The sequence below is a fragment of the Streptomyces sp. NPDC086080 genome, from assembly GCF_044540255.1.
In the GTDB taxonomy this organism is placed as follows: domain Bacteria; phylum Actinomycetota; class Actinomycetes; order Streptomycetales; family Streptomycetaceae; genus Streptomyces.
The window spans coordinates 47,910-63,331 of record NZ_JBITRU010000039.1; the positions used below are offsets into that span (position 1 = coordinate 47,910).

Annotated in this window: 12 protein-coding genes and 1 pseudogene; 7 read left to right on the forward strand and 6 right to left on the reverse strand. The window is 70.3% G+C overall.

Features of this window, described 5'->3' with window-relative positions:
• Window positions 1-37: 37 nt before the first annotated feature.
• From ACIF9R_RS32765 to ACIF9R_RS32790, 6 genes are all read right to left on the reverse strand, one after another.
• Window positions 38-2,392 (reverse strand): AbfB domain-containing protein, encoded by a 2,355-nt coding sequence (locus ACIF9R_RS32765; protein ID WP_399986045.1) that lies wholly within the window; start codon window positions 2,390-2,392, stop codon window positions 38-40.
• Between the two features lie 139 nt (window positions 2,393-2,531).
• Window positions 2,532-3,569 (reverse strand): ABC transporter permease, encoded by a 1,038-nt coding sequence (locus ACIF9R_RS32770; protein WP_399986046.1) that lies wholly within the window; start codon window positions 3,567-3,569, stop codon window positions 2,532-2,534.
• Window positions 3,566-4,528, reverse strand: a complete 963-nt coding sequence (locus ACIF9R_RS32775) for an ABC transporter permease (RefSeq protein WP_399986047.1) — start codon at window positions 4,526-4,528, stop codon at window positions 3,566-3,568. The genes ACIF9R_RS32770 and ACIF9R_RS32775 overlap by 4 nt, the downstream gene beginning before the upstream one ends.
• Window positions 4,521-6,080: a sugar ABC transporter ATP-binding protein gene (locus ACIF9R_RS32780; protein WP_399986048.1), complete on the reverse strand. Its 1,560-nt coding sequence runs from the start codon at window positions 6,078-6,080 to the stop codon at window positions 4,521-4,523. Before ACIF9R_RS32780 ends, ACIF9R_RS32775 begins: the two co-directional genes overlap by 8 nt.
• Window positions 6,081-6,148: 68 nt before the next feature.
• Window positions 6,149-7,246 carry an ABC transporter substrate-binding protein gene (locus ACIF9R_RS32785; RefSeq protein WP_399986049.1) on the reverse strand — a complete coding sequence of 366 codons (1,098 nt, stop codon included), beginning with the start codon at window positions 7,244-7,246 and terminating at the stop codon, window positions 6,149-6,151.
• Between the two features lie 735 nt (window positions 7,247-7,981).
• Window positions 7,982-9,013, reverse strand: coding sequence for a LacI family DNA-binding transcriptional regulator (locus ACIF9R_RS32790; protein WP_399986050.1), 1,032 nt, complete (start codon window positions 9,011-9,013; stop codon window positions 7,982-7,984).
• A 277-nt stretch (window positions 9,014-9,290) separates the two neighbouring features.
• Here ACIF9R_RS32790 and ACIF9R_RS32795 point away from each other — a divergent pair.
• The 7 genes and pseudogenes from ACIF9R_RS32795 (at window position 9,291) to ACIF9R_RS32825 (ending at window position 15,230) form a co-directional block, all read left to right on the forward strand.
• A pseudogene (locus ACIF9R_RS32795) lies at window positions 9,291-10,341 on the forward strand (MFS transporter).
• Window positions 10,342-10,461: 120 nt separating this feature from the next.
• The gene (locus tag ACIF9R_RS32800; protein ID WP_399986051.1) at window positions 10,462-11,433 is read left to right on the forward strand and encodes a pirin family protein; all 972 of its coding nucleotides are present in this window, start codon (window positions 10,462-10,464) and stop codon (window positions 11,431-11,433) included.
• Between the two features lie 1,003 nt (window positions 11,434-12,436).
• Entirely contained in the window at window positions 12,437-13,216 is a 780-nt protein-coding gene (locus ACIF9R_RS32805; RefSeq protein ID WP_399986052.1) for a DUF1963 domain-containing protein, read from the forward strand.
• Between the two features lie 105 nt (window positions 13,217-13,321).
• Window positions 13,322-14,587: a hypothetical protein gene (locus ACIF9R_RS32810; RefSeq protein WP_399986053.1), complete on the forward strand. Its 1,266-nt coding sequence runs from the start codon at window positions 13,322-13,324 to the stop codon at window positions 14,585-14,587.
• Complete coding sequence (locus tag ACIF9R_RS32815; protein ID WP_399986054.1) at window positions 14,580-14,786, forward strand: hypothetical protein; 207 nt, start codon at window positions 14,580-14,582, stop codon at window positions 14,784-14,786. Before ACIF9R_RS32810 ends, ACIF9R_RS32815 begins: the two co-directional genes overlap by 8 nt.
• 13 nt (window positions 14,787-14,799) lie before the next feature.
• The gene (locus ACIF9R_RS32820; protein WP_399986055.1) at window positions 14,800-14,994 is read left to right on the forward strand and encodes a transposase; all 195 of its coding nucleotides are present in this window, start codon (window positions 14,800-14,802) and stop codon (window positions 14,992-14,994) included.
• The gene (locus tag ACIF9R_RS32825; protein WP_399986056.1) at window positions 14,991-15,230 is read left to right on the forward strand and encodes a hypothetical protein; all 240 of its coding nucleotides are present in this window, start codon (window positions 14,991-14,993) and stop codon (window positions 15,228-15,230) included. The genes ACIF9R_RS32820 and ACIF9R_RS32825 overlap by 4 nt, the downstream gene beginning before the upstream one ends.
• The last annotated feature ends 192 nt before the right edge of the window (window positions 15,231-15,422 follow it).

Below are 15,422 nucleotides of genomic sequence, written 5' to 3' on the forward strand. Positions count from 1 at the left end.
TCGCCGTGGGACGGTCAGCGCGCGGGCCTCGCCGCGGTCACGGCGCCCAGGGCGATGCCACCGCCCAGGTGGTGTCCGCCGTGAAGTGGGCGGAGGCGTCCCAGGCGCGGGTGCCCCCCGGGACGGCCAGCCACAACTCGGCGTCGTAGTGGCGCAGATACTGCTCGGGGAAGTTGTAGGCGGACAGCCTGATCCCGCCGCCTGTGCCCCGGACCGTGCAGAAGGTGGCGTCCGCGCGGAACAGATCGCCGCTGCCACCCTCCTTGTACACACGGGAGTTGCGGTGGCGCAGATACTCGCCGGGATAGTTCCGCGACTCGAACGAGTAGCACGAACGGTCGGCCAGACCCGGGACGATCCGCCACGTCGCGTCGTTCTTCAGCAGCGTGCCGCTGCCGCCGGTAACGACCTCCGTGAACACCGCGCCGTCCCGGTGCCGGACATAGCGGTCGGTGTAGCCCGGCGTCGTCACGCGCAGGGACGTGTACTGCCCGGTGGGCAGGGTCACCGGCGCGGCCGGGGAACGGGACGCGTCGATCAGCGCCCGGTTCGCGGTCCTGACCCTGGTCTCGTCCACCTTGACGACCTGACGGTCGTAGGTGAGCAGGCCGTTGGCCTCGTTCTCGACATCCGTGATCTCCGTGTAGACCGACGCGGAAAGACCCTTGGGCATCCGCACCTCACGGATGCCGTCCAGCAGTCCGACGAACCGGTCGTTCAGATGCGCGAGGTCCGGCTGGTCCTCGTAACTGAAACCGCCGCCGGGGTACCACTCGTGACCGGCCACCTTCAGTCCGAGCCCGCCGAACTCGCCGAGCACGGCCGCGCGCGTGGCGCTCGGCACCGTGGTGCCGGGACCGACGTAGACATGGTGGTCGACGACGTCACCGTTGCCGCCGTCCACGGCCCCGCAGCAGTTGACACCGCTCATGTTGTCCACCAGGCGGGACGGGTCGTACGCCTTGACCTCGTCGGCGATGCGCGCCTGGTCGTACTGGCCCCACCCCTCGTTCTGGTTGACCCACATCACCAGGGACGGCGAACTGCGGTGCTGGTCGATGATCCGGTCGTACTCGGCCTCCCACTGGGCGCGGGCGGCGGCGTCGGGGGTGCGTTCCATGGAGGGCATGTCCTGCCAGACCAGCAGCCCGAGCCGGTCCGCCCAGTGGAACCAGCGCTGCGGCTCGACCTTGATGTGCTTGCGGACCATGTTGAAGCCGAGGTCCTTGTGCTTCTGCAGGTCGTACCGGAGGGCGGCGTCGGTGGGGGCGGTGTAGATGCCGTCCGGCCAGTAGCCCTGGTCGAGCGTGCCCGTCTGGAACACGAACTCCCCGTTCAGGACCGGGCGGAGGACGCCGTCGACGCGGGCGATGCCAATGGAGCGCATGCCGGCGTAACTGCCGACGGAGTCGACGGCGGTGGTGCCCGAAAGAAGGTCGGCCCGGACGTCGTAGAGGAACGGGTCGTCCGGGCTCCACCGGCGCGGATCCGGTACGGGAACGCTGAACTCGCCGCCGACGGGACCGGTGGCGGTGCCGACGGTGGTGCCGCCGGCGGTGACGGTGACACGGGCCCGGTGGCCGTTCGTGCCTGCGCCCCGCACGGTGACCTCGAGACGGCTGTTCGCCAGATCGGGTACCAGGTCGAGGCGGGTGATGTGCGCGGCGGCCGTGGGCTCCAGCCACACCGTCTGCCAGATGCCGGACGCGGCCGTGTAGAAGATGCCGCCGCCCGGATGCGGTGTCACGTCGCCCAGCCGCTGCTTGCCGACGGCCTGGGCGCCGGTCTGGGTGGGGTCCCACACCGAGACGACGAGGGTGTTGGTGCCGCCGTTCAGGAGATCGGTGATGTCGTAGGAGAAGGAGTCGAAGCCGCCGCTGTGGACGGCGCCGGCCTGCCGGTCGTTGACCCACACGGTCGTACGCCAGTCACTGGCACCGAAGTTGAGTTGGACGCGGCGGCCGTCCCAGTCCGACGGAACGGTGAAGTCGCGCTGGTACCAGAGCTTGTCGTTCTGCGTGATCCTGCGCTGGATGCCGGACAGAGCCGACTCGGCGACGAACGGGACCCGGATCTGCTCGCTGAACGACGCGGGCCGCCCGGCGTCCGCCGATGTCACGGCGAAGTCCCAGATGCCGTTGAGGTTGGCCCAGTCGAGGCGGGTGAGCTGCGGCCGCGGGTACTCGGGCAGCGGGTTGTCGACGGAGACCTGGCCGGTCCAGGGGGTGGTCATCGGCGCGGGTTTGGGCGCCCAGGCCCGGGGCACCGCGGCCGCGGTGCCGGAACCGGTGAGGGCGGTGCCGGCGAGCAGGGCCAGCACCCCCGCCAAGGCGGTGAGCCACCACCGCCGGAACCGGGGGAGGGGCGGTCGTGGGACGGGTACTCGACGCATCGTCACTCCTTGGGGTGTGGGGGTGGGAGACGTGCGCGTGCGAGAAGCGGCCGGTGCACGCCGGAGCGTGACCGGCCGCCCGGTGAACGAGGTACCGGCGGTCCGGGGTCTTCGGTGGACCGGTGCCGCGTCCGGAGCTCTACATCAGGTGCCGTCGGCGGCCGAGCCAGGTCTGGGCGACGACCACGACGGCCAGGAAGGCGCCGCTGACGACCTGTTGGTAGGAGGAGTCGAGCGAACCGATCTGGTTGATGACGTTCTGGATCACCTTGAGCAGCAGCACACCGACCAGCGCGCCGCTGACGTAGCCGAGCCCGCCGGTGAGCAGGGTGCCTCCGATGACGACGGCGGCGATGGCCTCCAGCTCCATGCCGTTGCCGAGAATGGTCACCCCCGAGGCCAGCCAGGCCGCGTTGAGCGCGCCCGCCAGTCCGGCCGTCACCGCGGACAGGGTGTAGACGAGGATCTTCGTACGGGCCACCGGGGCACCCATCAGCGCCGCCGCGTCCTCGTTGCCGCCGACCGCGTACACATGCTGCCCGAACCGGGTACGGCGCAGGACGACGGCCCCGGCGACGAACAGCGTCAGCGTGATCCACACCGGGTTGCCGAGACCCAGCGTGCTGCCCTGGCCCAGTTCGGCGAGGAACGAACCCTTCCCGATCAGATAGGTGTTGGCGCCCTCGTCGGTGAGCGCCAGCATCAGGCCGCGCGCACCGAGCATGGCCGCCAGGGTCACGATGAAGGGGGCCAGCCGGGAGCGGGCCACGAGCAGACCGTTGACGACACCGACCGCCGCGCACACCACGAGCGGCAGCAGCAAAGCCACCAGGGTGCCGTGCCGGGACCCCCAGGCCGCCAGGACCCCGCCGAGCGCGAACAGCGAACCGACCGACAGGTCGATGCCCCCGGTGATGATCACGAAGGTCATGCCGAGCGCGACGATGGCCAGGAAGGCCGAACTCGTCGCCATATTGCTGACGTTGTCGCCAGTGGCGAAGGAGTCGAAGCCGAACGACGCCACCAGTGAGACGATCAGCAGCACCGCCAGCGCGCCGTGCTGCTGGACCAGCGCGCTCACCCGCTCGGAGCGTGCGGAACCCGCCGGCTCACCGGCCGGCGCCGGCCGCTCGTCACGCGTCGCGGTCACCGGGGCGTCCGTCTTCGTGGCGGTCATCGCTTCCCCCGTCCCCGTGCCGCGTAGACCGCGCACACGATCACTATGGCCTGCGCGATCTGGGTCCAGGAGGGCGGCAGATCGTGCTTGATGAGGGTGGCGGTGAGCAACTGGATGAGGACGGCTCCCGCCACGGTGCCGGCGATGTTCACCCGGCCGCCGGTCAGCGGTGTCCCGCCGACCACCACGGCGGTGATGGCGGACAGCTCCATCAGATTGCCCAGCGACGTCGGGTCGCTGGCCTGCAACCGTGCCGTGGCCAGAACGCCCGCCACGGCGGCGAGCAGCGCGCAGACGACATACACCACGATCAGCACCCGGCGCACCGGCAGTCCGGCGAGCTGCGCCGCCGGGCGGCTGTCGCCGATCGCGAGGAGCTGCCGCCCGAACGTGGTGCGGCGGACGACGAAGGCCACCAGCAGTGCCAGCACGGCGGCGATCAGCATCGGATACGGGATGCCCAGCAGGTCGCCGGAGCCCAGGGAGGCCAGCGCCGGGTTGCGCAGGTCTTCCAACTGCGGCAGCAGCACCAGGGCGAGGCCGCGGCCGCCGACCATGAGCGCCAGTGTCGCCACGATCGGCTGCACCCCGACGAACGCGACCAGCGCTCCGCCCGCGAGCCCCACTCCGGCGGCGAATACGGCCACCATGAGCAGTGCGGGCAGGAGTCCGTAACCGAGATAGAGGGCCGTCACGGAGGCCGCGAGGGCCATCACGGCACCGACCGAGAGGTCGACGCCCTCGGTGCCGATGACCAGGGCCATGCCCAGCGCGACGATGATGACGGGGGCGACCTGCACGGCCTGGGTGCGGAAGTTCTCCGTGGACAGGAAGTGCGGCGTGATGACGGTGTTGACGACCATCAGCAACGCCACGCCGGCGTAGACGCCGTACGTCTGCAGCCATGACAGGAGGCGGGTCCTGTCCAGCGGGACGGTCTTGAGAGCGGCCTCAGCCATCGGTGGCCGCCTCCTCCACCACGTCCCCGTCCGGGGCGGACCCGGCGATGGTCCGCATCAGCTGGTCCTCGGTGACCTCGTCGCCGGTCAGTTCACCGACGACGGCACCGTCCTTCAGTACGACCACGCGGTCGGACCCTTCGATCAGTTCCTCCAGATCGGAGGAGATGAGCAGGACACCCAGGCCGTCCGCGGCCAGTTCGTCCACCAGTTTCTGCACCTCGGCCTTGGCCCCGACGTCGATGCCCCGGGTGGGCTCGTCCAGCAGCAGCACCTTCGGGTTCATCGCCAGCCAGCGGGCGAGCAGCACCTTCTGCTGGTTGCCGCCGGACAGTTCACCGACCTTCTGGTGCGGCGAGGACGCCTTGATCCGCAGCCGCTCGATGAACGTGTCCACGATGCTGTCGACACGTGCCTCGGAGACCAGGCCGAAGCGGGAGAGCCGGGGCAGGACGGCCAGGGAGATGTTCTCCCGGACCGACAGACCCGGCACGATGCCCTCGCTCTTGCGGTCCTCCGGCAGCAGACTGATGCCCGCCCGGATGGCCGCGGGCGTCGAGCCGGCGCGGAGCGGCACCCCGGCCACCGTCACCCTGCCCGAACTCGTCGCCAGCGCACCGGAGATGGCTTTCGCGGTCTCGGTGCGTCCGGAACCGAGCAGGCCGCCCAGTCCGACGACCTCGCCGGGACGGATGCTCACGGAGATGCTGTGCAACTGGTGCGGGACCTTCAAGTCGACCGCCTCCAGCACTGGTTCGGAGTCGGTGGCGTGATGGTCGCCGGTGAACTTCGTCAGACCCTCGTCGCGGACCTCGCCCAGTTCCCGGCCGAGCATGGTGGACACCAGGGAGAGCCGGTCGAGTTCGGCGAGGCGGCCGTGGTGTACGCGCCGGCCGTCGCGCAGCACGGTGACCGTGTCGCACACCGCGTACAGCTCGTCGAGGCGGTGACTGACGTAGATGACGGCGATGCCCTCGTCGCGCAGCCGGCGGATGACCGAGAACAGCGTCTCGACCTCCCGCGGTTCCAGGGAGGAGGTCGGTTCGTCCATGACGACGATCCGCGCCTCGCTCGCCACGGCACGGGCCAGGGCCACCATCTGCTGCGCGCCCACCCCGAGGCTGCGCAGCGGCCGGCGGACGTCCACCCGCACGCCGTAGGCGCCGAGCGTCTGCTCGGCCTCGCGGTTCATGCGGGCGAGGTCCAGCAGGCCGACACGGTTGCGCGGCTCGCGGCCCAGGAAGAGGTTGCGGGCCACGCTCAGCAGCGGAATGAGGTTGACCTCTTGGTAGATGGTCGAGATCCCGGCCTTCTGGGCCTCCAGGGGGGTTCCGAAGGAGACCGTACGGCCCTGGAAAACGATGTCACCGGCGTCGGGGCGGTACACCCCGGTGAGGAGTTTGATGAGCGTCGACTTGCCGGCGCCGTTCTCGCCGATCAGGGCGTGCACCTCACCGGCGTGCAGGGTCAGGTCCACGCCGTCCAGGGCCCGGACGCCGGGGAAGGTCTTGCTCAGTCCGCGAACGGCGAGGACTTCGGCGGGGGGAGCCACCTGTGCCTCCAGGAAGAATGGGGTGACGGACGGACAGGGGCCCGAAGGTCCCGGGCCCCGTGACGGGATCAGTAGGCCCTGCCGAGGTCCTGCTCGGCGTTGTCGCCGTTGTAGGCGCTGTCCTGGATGACGATGTCCTGCGGGACTTCCTTGCCCTGGGTGAAGGTGTCCAGCGTCTGGAACGCCAGCGGGCCGAACCTCGGGTTGGACTCGATGACACCGCTGATCCAGCCGTCGACGACGCCCTGTACGGCGTTGCGCGTGCCGTCCACGGTGACGATCTCGATGTCACCGGCCTTCTTGCCGGCGCCCTTCAGCGCGGCCACCGCACCCAGGCCCATCTCGTCGTTCTCCGCGTAGATGCCCTTGATGCCGGGCTTGGACTGGATGAGCTGCTCGGTGACCTGCTGGCCCTTCTCGCGGGTGAAGTCACCGGTCTGCTCGAAGACGACCTTCAGGCCGGGAGCCTTCTCGGCGACGCGCTCCTTGAAGCCCTGGGTGCGCTCGGTGGTGACGTTGTTCCCGGCCGAGCCCAGCAGGATGGCGACCTCGCCCTTGCCGCCGGTGGCCTCGATCATCTGGTCGGCGGCCCGCCGGCCCTGCTCGACGAAGTCCGAGGCGATGAAGGAGACATAGTCCTTGCAGGCCGTGGCGTTGATCTTGCGGTCGATGGTGACGATCGGGACCTTCTTCGCGGCGGCGGCCTGCAGCACCGGGTCCCAGCCGTCGGAATTGAGCGGGGCGATCACCAGCAGGTCCGCGCCCTTGGCGAGCAGGTCCTGGACGTCGCTGATCTGCTTGGAGAACTGCGACTGGGCGTTGGCCGTCAGTAGCTTGACGCCCCGCTTCGCCGCCTCGTCCTTGATGGACTGCGTCTCGGCGATGCGGAAGGGGTTGGCCTCCTTCTCCGACTGGGAGAAGCCGACCGTGGCGTCCTTCAGGTCGATCTTCTTGCCGCCGTAGGCGTCGATGGTGCAGGTCTTGCTGCCCGGCTTCGGTGTGACGACCTTCTGGCCGGCGTCGTCGGCGGCCGCCGGGGACTTCGTGCCGGCCGCCGCGTCGTCCTCCGACTTGGCGCAGGACGACGCGGTCAGGGCCACGGCGGCGGCCAAGGCCACGACCACGGGGCGGGCGAGAAGAAGAGAACGGTGAGTGGTGCGCTGCATGGTGACCCCGATCCGGGTGACGCTGAAAGGGAACTGAGGAGCCGAAAGACGCGCGGATGTGGAACTGCTCCCCCTGTGCACGACGGCGTCCGGTGCGCCGCAAGGAGGTTTTACATCGTTGGAAGGATGCTGTAAACCCCTCGCGCGCAAGGTGGGAGGGGAACGCGGCGGGGAGAGCGGTGGAGGGGCACGGCGAGCCGCGTGTCGCACGGGACGGCCGGCGCCCGCGGTCGGCGGTGAGCCGGGGGCCGGACCGACGTCGGCGAGAGCTGCCCCGGGAACGGCGTCCTTCACCGGAACCTCCGCGCGGCGACCGGCGTCGCCAACGGGCGGATCGGGCACGGCACCTGAGGCGGCGTCGGATCATGCCCGCCGGTGACCGGACCGGCCCGTGCGGTCACGCGGCGCACTCCGCGCGGCGGATGGAACGCCGGTCGCGCGCGGAACGTGCTGGTGGACCGGCGGGTACGCGGACGGTGAAGGTGTCCCGGTCCCGCACCCTGCGAAGCCACGTTCACCGTGCTTGTGGACCGGCGGGTACGCGGACGGTGAAGGTGTCCCGGTCCCGCACCCTGCGAAGCCACGTTCACCGTGCTTGTGGACCGGCGGGCACGAGGTCGGAGAAGGTGTCCTCGTCCCGCACCCTTCGACGGCGCGTTCCGCGGTCCCGCGGCGGGCGGCGCGGGCGGGATCCGCAGCCGCGAACGGCCCCGGCGGCGGTCGTGCACCACCGCGTCAGGAGACCGGGCGCTCCGCGGCCGCGGACCGGCCCAGTGTGCTCTCCCGTTCCACCAGCCGGTAGTCCGCCCGGATGCGACGCGGCTCCGGGGCCCGGTCGCCCAGCCGGGCCAGAACCGATTCCACCGCGAGCCGGCCGATGGCCGCCTTGTCCGGGGACACCGACGTGAGCGTGACCGCGCCGAAGCGTCCCTCGATCACATCGTCGAAGCCCACGACGGCGATGTCCTCCGGCACCCGCAGACCCCGCTCGTGCAGCACCCGCATCGCCCCGATCGCCATCGGGTCGTTGTAGGCGAACACCGCGTCGGGCCGCCGTCCGCTGTCCAGGAGGTGTTTCATGGCCAGTGCCCCGTCGGCGTGCCCCCAGCCGTCGGTGGCCGCGACGAGCCCCTCGTCGACGGGCAGCCCCGCGGCCGTCAACTCCTCGCGCCAGCCCTGTATGCGCAGTTGGGCGGGCTCGCTCCGCCTGCGCCGGGCTCCGATGAACGCCACCTCACGCCGCCCCAGCCCGAGCAGATGCCGGACGGCGGCGCGGGCCGCGGCGACGTTGTCGATCGCGATGTGGTCGTACGGGAGGTCGTAGTGCCGCTCCCCGAGCAGGACCAGCGGTACGGCCTCGGAGCGGTCGCGCAGGTCCTCGGTCTCCAGCTCGATGGGACTGAGGATCAGCCCGTCGATCACCCGGGCCCGGAAACCCTGACTCACCAGGAGTTCCTGCTCGCGCGATCCTCCGGTGTGGTCGAGCAGCACGATGTAGTCGTGCTGGGACGCGGCGTCGATGACGGACGCGGCCAGTTCGGCGAAGTAGGGGTTCCCGAGCTCGGGCAGCGCGAGCGCGATGATGCCCGTACGCCCTTTCCTCAGGTGCCTGGCCGCGAGGTTGGGCCGGTATCCGAGTGTGTCGATGGACCGCTGCACACGCTCGCGCATGGCCGGGGTGACGTGCTGGTAGTTGTTCACCACGTTGGAGACGGTCTTGATGGAGACCCCCGCGTGCGCGGCGACGTCCTTGAGGCTGACCCGCACGGCAATCCCTTCATGAGCGGCCCGACTCGGTCGGCCGGTGCGGAAGAGGTGCCGTCACCATGAGTCGTGCGCCGAGCCGCCTGGCTCAAGTTTTACAACGTTATACATGTCGTTCCGTGGCACTGACAAGGCCATGGAAGCCGCAGTCCGGGGCGTCTGTCACCCTGTCTCACCCCTCGGTCGGGCGGCCGGCGGGCAACCGTCGGCCGCCCACGGCCCGGCCCGGTCCGTGGCGTGCCGGAGGGGCCGCGGCGGTGTGCGGGGTTAGCGTCGGGACATGGCCGGTGAGCGCCGCGGGTGGCGGGTGTGTCTGCTGGGCGGTGCCGTGTTCGCGGTGTGCACGGCCGGTGCCACGCTACCGACTCCGCTCTATCCCCTGTACCAGGAGAAGTTCGGCTTCTCCGAGCTGACCGTCACCATCGTCTACGCCGTGTACGCCTTCGCGGTCATCGGCGTACTGCTGCTCGCGGGCAATGCCTCGGACGCCGTGGGCAGGCGTCCGGTGCTGCTGTGGGGCGCCGCCCGGCGGCTCCCGGGCCACGTTCGTCGCCGCGGCCGTCAACATGGGCGGGCTCGGCTGCGGTCCGCTGCTCGCCGGACTGCTCGCGCAGTACGCGGCCTGGCCGCTGCGTCTTCCGTTCGCCGTGCACCTCGCCCTGGTCGCCTGTTCGGCCGTCGTGCTGCTGTGGCTGCCCGAGACGGTGGGCCGACGGCGGCCGCTCAGCAGCGTCCGTCCGCAACGTCCCGGGGTGCCCGCGCGGGTCCGGCCAGTGTTCGGTCCGGCGGCGACCGCCTCGTTCGTCGGGTTCGCGCTGTTCGGCGTGTTCACCGCCGTCAGTCCGGCCTTCCTCGCGCGGTCTCTCGACGTGAGCAACCACGCGGTCAGCGGGGCGGTCGTGGCGCTGGCCTTCTTCGCCTCGACCGGCGGGCAACTGGCCGTCGACCGGGTCGGTGCGGGACGGTCGCTGCCGCTCGGCTGCGCCGGACTCCTTGCCGCCCTGACGCTGCTCGCGGGCGCGTTGTACAGGGACCTGCTGACCCTGGTGGTGCTGAGCGCGGTCGTCGGGGGATTCGGCCAGGGCCTGGCGTTCCGCGGGGCACTGTCCGCAGTGGGCGGGGCGTCCCCGGCGGACCGGCGCGCGGCGGTGATCTCGTCGCTGTTCGTGGTGGCGTACGCGGGGATCTCGGTGCCTGTCATCGGGGTGGGCCTGCTGGCGGAACCGATGGGTCTGGAAGGCGCGGGGTTTGTGTTCATCGCCTGCATGGGGGTTCTGGTGGTGGGCGCGGCCGGCTACCTGCTGCGGCATCCGGTGGCGGCGAGCACATGACCCGGACCGGTGCCGGTCGCCGGGAGGCGGGCTCGCTGCTCAGGCGATCGCCCGCTCGGCGGCCTATCATCGGTGCGGGTGAAGGTTGAAAGTCGAACTTTATGGTGGAGGGCAGGCGGTATGAGCAACACGGAGACACGGCCCCCGGAACTGAGGTGCGGGGGCGAGGCGGAGGCGGCGCGCCCGGCCGACGTCGAGGTCCTCACCGCGCGTGACGTTCCGCTCGGGGGCCCGCGCGCGATGAGGGTGCGGCGCACCCTGCCCCAGCGAGCCCGGACCCTCATCGGCGCCTGGTGCTTCGCCGACCACTACGGTCCCGACGACGTCACCGGGAAGGGCGGCATGGACGTCGCTCCGCACCCGCACACCGGTCTGCAGACGGTGAGCTGGCTGTTCGCCGGGGAGATCGAGCACCGTGACAGCCTGGGCAGCCATGCCCTCGTCCGGCCGGGAGAGCTCAACCTCATGACGGGCGGTCGCGGCATCAGCCACTCGGAGGTGTCGACGCCGGGCACCACGCTCCTGCACGGTGTCCAATTGTGGGTGGCGCTGCCGGAAAAGCACCGTGACGCGGAACGGGACTTCCAGCACTACGTACCGGAGCCGCTCCCGCTGGAAGGCGGCGAGGCGCGCGTCTTCCTCGGCTCGCTCGCGGGCGACACGTCCCCCGTGCACACCTTCACTCCTCTGCTGGGCGCCGAGGTGACCGTGGCTCCGGGAGCGGAGCTGACCCTCGACGTCGACCCGGCCTTCGAGCACGGCGTCCTCGTCGACGCGGGCGATGTCCTCGCCGAGGCGACCGCCGTGCGGCCCTCCGAACTCGGCTACATCGCCCCCGGCCGTAGGACCCTCACCCTCACCAACCGGGGCACCGGGACGGCACGGCTGGTCCTGCTGGGTGGTCCACCCTTCGGCGAGGAGATCGTCATGTGGTGGAACTTCATCGGACGGTCACATGAGGAGATCGTACAGGCCCGCGAGGACTGGATGAAGGGGTCACGTTTCGGTGAGGTGCAGGGGTACGACGGGGCCCCACTGCCCGCGCCGGAGCTGCCGAACACGCCCTTGAAACCGCGAGGGAGGGTGCGCTGACCTGCGGAAACGTGAGCCTTGAGCCAAGAACCTCAAGATCGCTGCTGCGCCCGCCCGGTGACGTGGCCACCCCCTGGGGCGGGCCTTCGGTTCCTGCTCTCTGGCGTCTCTGAAGCTGTCCGCAGCTCTCAATGCATGGGCATCTGCGGGCAGCTTCGGTCGAACCAATGCTGACCTTTTGCTGGCTTCTCTGATGGGCCGTCAGGCAAATGGCGGAGCGGCGTCCTCTCCACTCGCCCCTTCGTGAGGCGCCCTCGGCGCTACAGCGCTCTGATGGTGCTGGCTCCGGAGCTGACGGGCCTGTTCCCGTGGCGGCCGCCCAGACATGACGATGTGTGCTGCTTGTGGGAATCCGACAAGCGGTGTACTCGGCGGGTGTGTATCCGATCTGGACTTTGCGCCAAGCAGCCTGAACCCCGAGCCTCCCCTTCGGAGGCGGCGATGCCTCACTCGGCCCCTCAAGTGGTCCCAGCAGTTGTCGCGCACCCATATCGCCGTCGTGCCGTCCGGGTTGCTCACCCGCGCGATCTGCGCGGTCAGAGGCGGGACTTGCTCACCGGAACGGGGACGGAGGGACAACGGGCACTTCGACGGTTGCATCGGTCATCGGAAACCACCCGAGCATGCCTGTTGATCATGTTGTCGCGCCACGAAACTCTAAGTTCCCCGACAGAATCAAGCTCAGGGTTCTGGTGCAACTTCCGTGTGATGATCTCGGCGGCGAACCGGTTTGATGTGGTGATATGGCGTGGTGCGCGCGCCCGGCGATGGCCCGGCCGGGTGGACTGTCAGTGGGACACCGCAGAATGACGCCATGTCATACACCGACGAGTTCCGAGCCTTCGCCTCCCGGCACGGCGTCTCGGGCGACGCGATCACCCGGATCATGTGGACCATGCAGCCGTCCCTTCCACATATACGCGGTCGACGAGGGCGACATCGGACCTAAGGACATCGTGGTGGGGTACGTCGGCGGGCTGCCGGAGCTGCCCGCGGACGCCGAGTGGGACGCGGGGACCACTTCGTCGCGGCCCTCGACCTTGCCGCGCTGCCGAAGCAGCCGCTGGACGACGGCCTCCCGCGCGAAGGGCACCTGTTGTTCTTCGCCTTCGAGGACTACCACGCCGAGGACGGTGTCGTCCCGGTGATCCACGTTCCGCCGGGCACCGAGACGGCCGTGCGCCCCGTGCCCGTGGGCGAGAGCTGGGACGGCGAACCGTACGAGCTGAAACCGCTGAGGCGGCAGGTACTGGTCTGCGACCCCGGCACGTCGTGGGACGTGCTCGGCTGGATGTGGGACCCCGAGGAGCACGAGGACTTCGACGAAGAGGAAGAGGACCTCGACGAAGAGGAGAAGGTCGAGCTGCCACCCCTGCAGAACGACATCGACGACGACGAGAGGGAACGGCTCGCCCCGATCGTGGCCGCTGTCCACGAGTACGCCGAGCGGACCGGGGACATCCCGCGCGTACGACGCAACGGCGGGCTGCGCGGGGTGGAGATGAACCCTCCGTACTACCGGGCCGTGTACGACGCGGAGTTCCTGAGGAAGTGCGAGGAGGCCGTGATCGTCTGCCGGGACGCCCCCGAAAGGTTCGAGGAACTGTACGCCCGGGCCATGGCGGAAGCGGCGACCAAGGAGGGAGGCCCCTGGCTGAACCTCCTGGAACTCACCCAGGCCGACATCTTCACCTGGGGTGACGGCGAGGTGGGCTGGATCATCAACCGCGACGACCTGCTGGCACAGCGCTTCGACCGCGTCCGGCAGACGTACAACTGCTGACCGCGGATCCGGACGAGAGGCGTCGAAATGCCGGACACCGGCGAGGGGACGGCCATCGTCCGTCCCAGGGCTCAGGCCGGGACGGACGGCTCCGGGAACCGAGGCGTGACGCCGACGTCACCGGGGCGCCAGGTGGCGATGCGCCGGCTGCGCCTGCTCGCAGCCGTGCTGGTGAGCCTCTGCGCCCTGCTGGGAGCGGTGCGGCTGGTCGTGCCCGCCACCGCGGGGCCGGACGGCGAACCGCCCGGAGTCGAAAGGCAGTTGGCGTTTCTGCGGCAGGCACTGGACGACGGGGCCGGTGACGAGGCGCAGGCCGTGTTCCCCGAGGGGCATTTCTTCCTGCACGTGCTCTACGGTCTGAGCCGGGTCGAGCTCGGCCTGCGCGCCCCGGCCGACGAGCGGTCGACGGCGCTGCGGGAGGCCCGGTGGGCGCTTCGGCAGCTGGACTCCCCGGCGGGCCGGGCCCCGTTCAGCCCGGAGCTCACCCCGCCGTACGGCGTCTTCCACCGCGGGTGGAGCAACTGGCTGCGCGGCGGGGTGCTGAGCCTCCAGCCGGCCGGGCACCGCGACGCCGCCGAGGTGCGCCGGTTCGCCCGCGACTCGGCCGCGCTCGGCGCGGCGTTCGACGCCTCGTCCTCGCCGTACCTGGAGGCGTACCCGGGTCAGGCATGGCCGGTGGACTCGACCGTGGCGGTCGCCTCGCTGCGGCTGCACGACCGTCTGCTGCCGGACCGGTTCGGCCCCACCGTCCGGCGGTGGCTGCGGGAGTCGCGCGAGCGGCTCGATCCGCGCACCGGACTGCTCCCGCACCGGGCCGACCCGGTCACCGGGGAGCCGGCCGAAGTGGCCAGGGGCACCTCACAGAGCCTCATCCAGCGCTTCCTGGTCGACATCGACCCCGCCTTCGCCGCCGGGCAGTACTCCCGTTTCCGTGACCTGTACCTCACCACCCCGCTCGGCCTCGCACCGGCGGTGCGGGAGTATCCGGACGGCACGGACGGACCGGCCGACGTCGACTCCGGCCCCCTTCCGCTCGGGGTGAGCCTGTCGGCGAGCGTCGTCACCATCGGCGCGGCCCAGGTCCACGGCGACGCCCGGCTCGCCGGCGCGCTCGCGGGCGTCAGCGAACTGGCGGGCGTCCCGGTCGGCACTCCGTGGACCAAGCGGTACGCCTTCGGCCTGCTCCCGGTCGGCGACGCGTTCCTGGCCTGGTCGAAGACCGCCCGGCCGTGGGTGGCACAGATGCCGTCCCCGCCGCCGACGGCCGTCCCGGCGTGGTGGCGCGTCCCGCTGCTGTCGCTCCTGGCGCTGTTCGGCACCCTGCCCTGGCTGCCCGCCCTGACACGGCGCCTTCGGCGTCGCGATGCTTGACCCGAACCAACAGAACGAATCTGTCCACCGCGTCTTCTTCGCGGTCTCACTCGCCCAAGCCCAGCGCGAAATCTGCACCCGGCGCACCCGCAGCGCAGAACTCCTCAGCAAGATCCGCGACCCCGAACACGATCTCCCCGAAGGCTCACTTCAGCGCATCGTCACGGAGAACACCAGGGACTGCTGCACGGACAGGTGACACCTGACCTGGCTTGATCCACCCGATCACGCTGTCGAAGTGGCTGCGCCGCGCTGACACCGATGCGGGCGTCAGGCCCGCGACGGCGTCGGGTGAGTCGGCCGAGCTGCGCGAGGCCCGCAAGCGCATCCGGCTGCTGGAGCAGGAGAACGAGGTCCTGAGAAGGGCTGCAGCGTATCTGTCGCAGGCGAACCTGCCGGCAAAATGATGTACCCGCTCGTCCGCGAGCTGGCCGCCGCCGATGCCCCTCACCGGGTGCCGGTGGCGGTGACGTGCCGGGTGCTAGGGCTGGCCCGCCAGCCCTACTACCGATGGCTGGACCGGCCGGTCACCGACGCCGAGATTGCCGAGGCATACCGCGATATCCGTCACTTGTCATCCTTGCGACATTACGCCGACAAGCTCAGTAACCAGCCGGTGACATTCACTCAGACGGACAACTGACAACCCACAAACGCAGTCAGAGCCATCCTCGCGAAAACCATTGGTGCCCGGCTTGCTCCGCTGATGGACTGACGTCCTACCGTGAGTCTGCCGCGTGACCAACGTCGCTTCCGTAGTGTGATCTTGGTCGGGTAGGGTCCTGATCTTGTGGCGAGCGGGCACATAGCTGGTGAGACGTATCCCGAGCGGACG

Coding starts and splice junctions, on each gene's coding strand:
- ACIF9R_RS32765 (WP_399986045.1), bottom strand. CDS start 2,392: ATGCGTCGAGTACCCGTCCCACGACCGCCCCTCCCCCGGTTCCGGCGG.
- ACIF9R_RS32770 (WP_399986046.1), bottom strand. CDS start 3,569: ATGACCGCCACGAAGACGGACGCCCCGGTGACCGCGACGCGTGACGAG.
- ACIF9R_RS32775 (WP_399986047.1), bottom strand. CDS start 4,528: ATGGCTGAGGCCGCTCTCAAGACCGTCCCGCTGGACAGGACCCGCCTC.
- ACIF9R_RS32785 (WP_399986049.1), bottom strand. CDS start 7,246: ATGCAGCGCACCACTCACCGTTCTCTTCTTCTCGCCCGCCCCGTGGTC.
- ACIF9R_RS32800 (WP_399986051.1), top strand. CDS start 10,462: ATGAGCAACACGGAGACACGGCCCCCGGAACTGAGGTGCGGGGGCGAG.
- ACIF9R_RS32815 (WP_399986054.1), top strand. CDS start 14,580: ATGCTTGACCCGAACCAACAGAACGAATCTGTCCACCGCGTCTTCTTC.
- ACIF9R_RS32825 (WP_399986056.1), top strand. CDS start 14,991: ATGATGTACCCGCTCGTCCGCGAGCTGGCCGCCGCCGATGCCCCTCAC.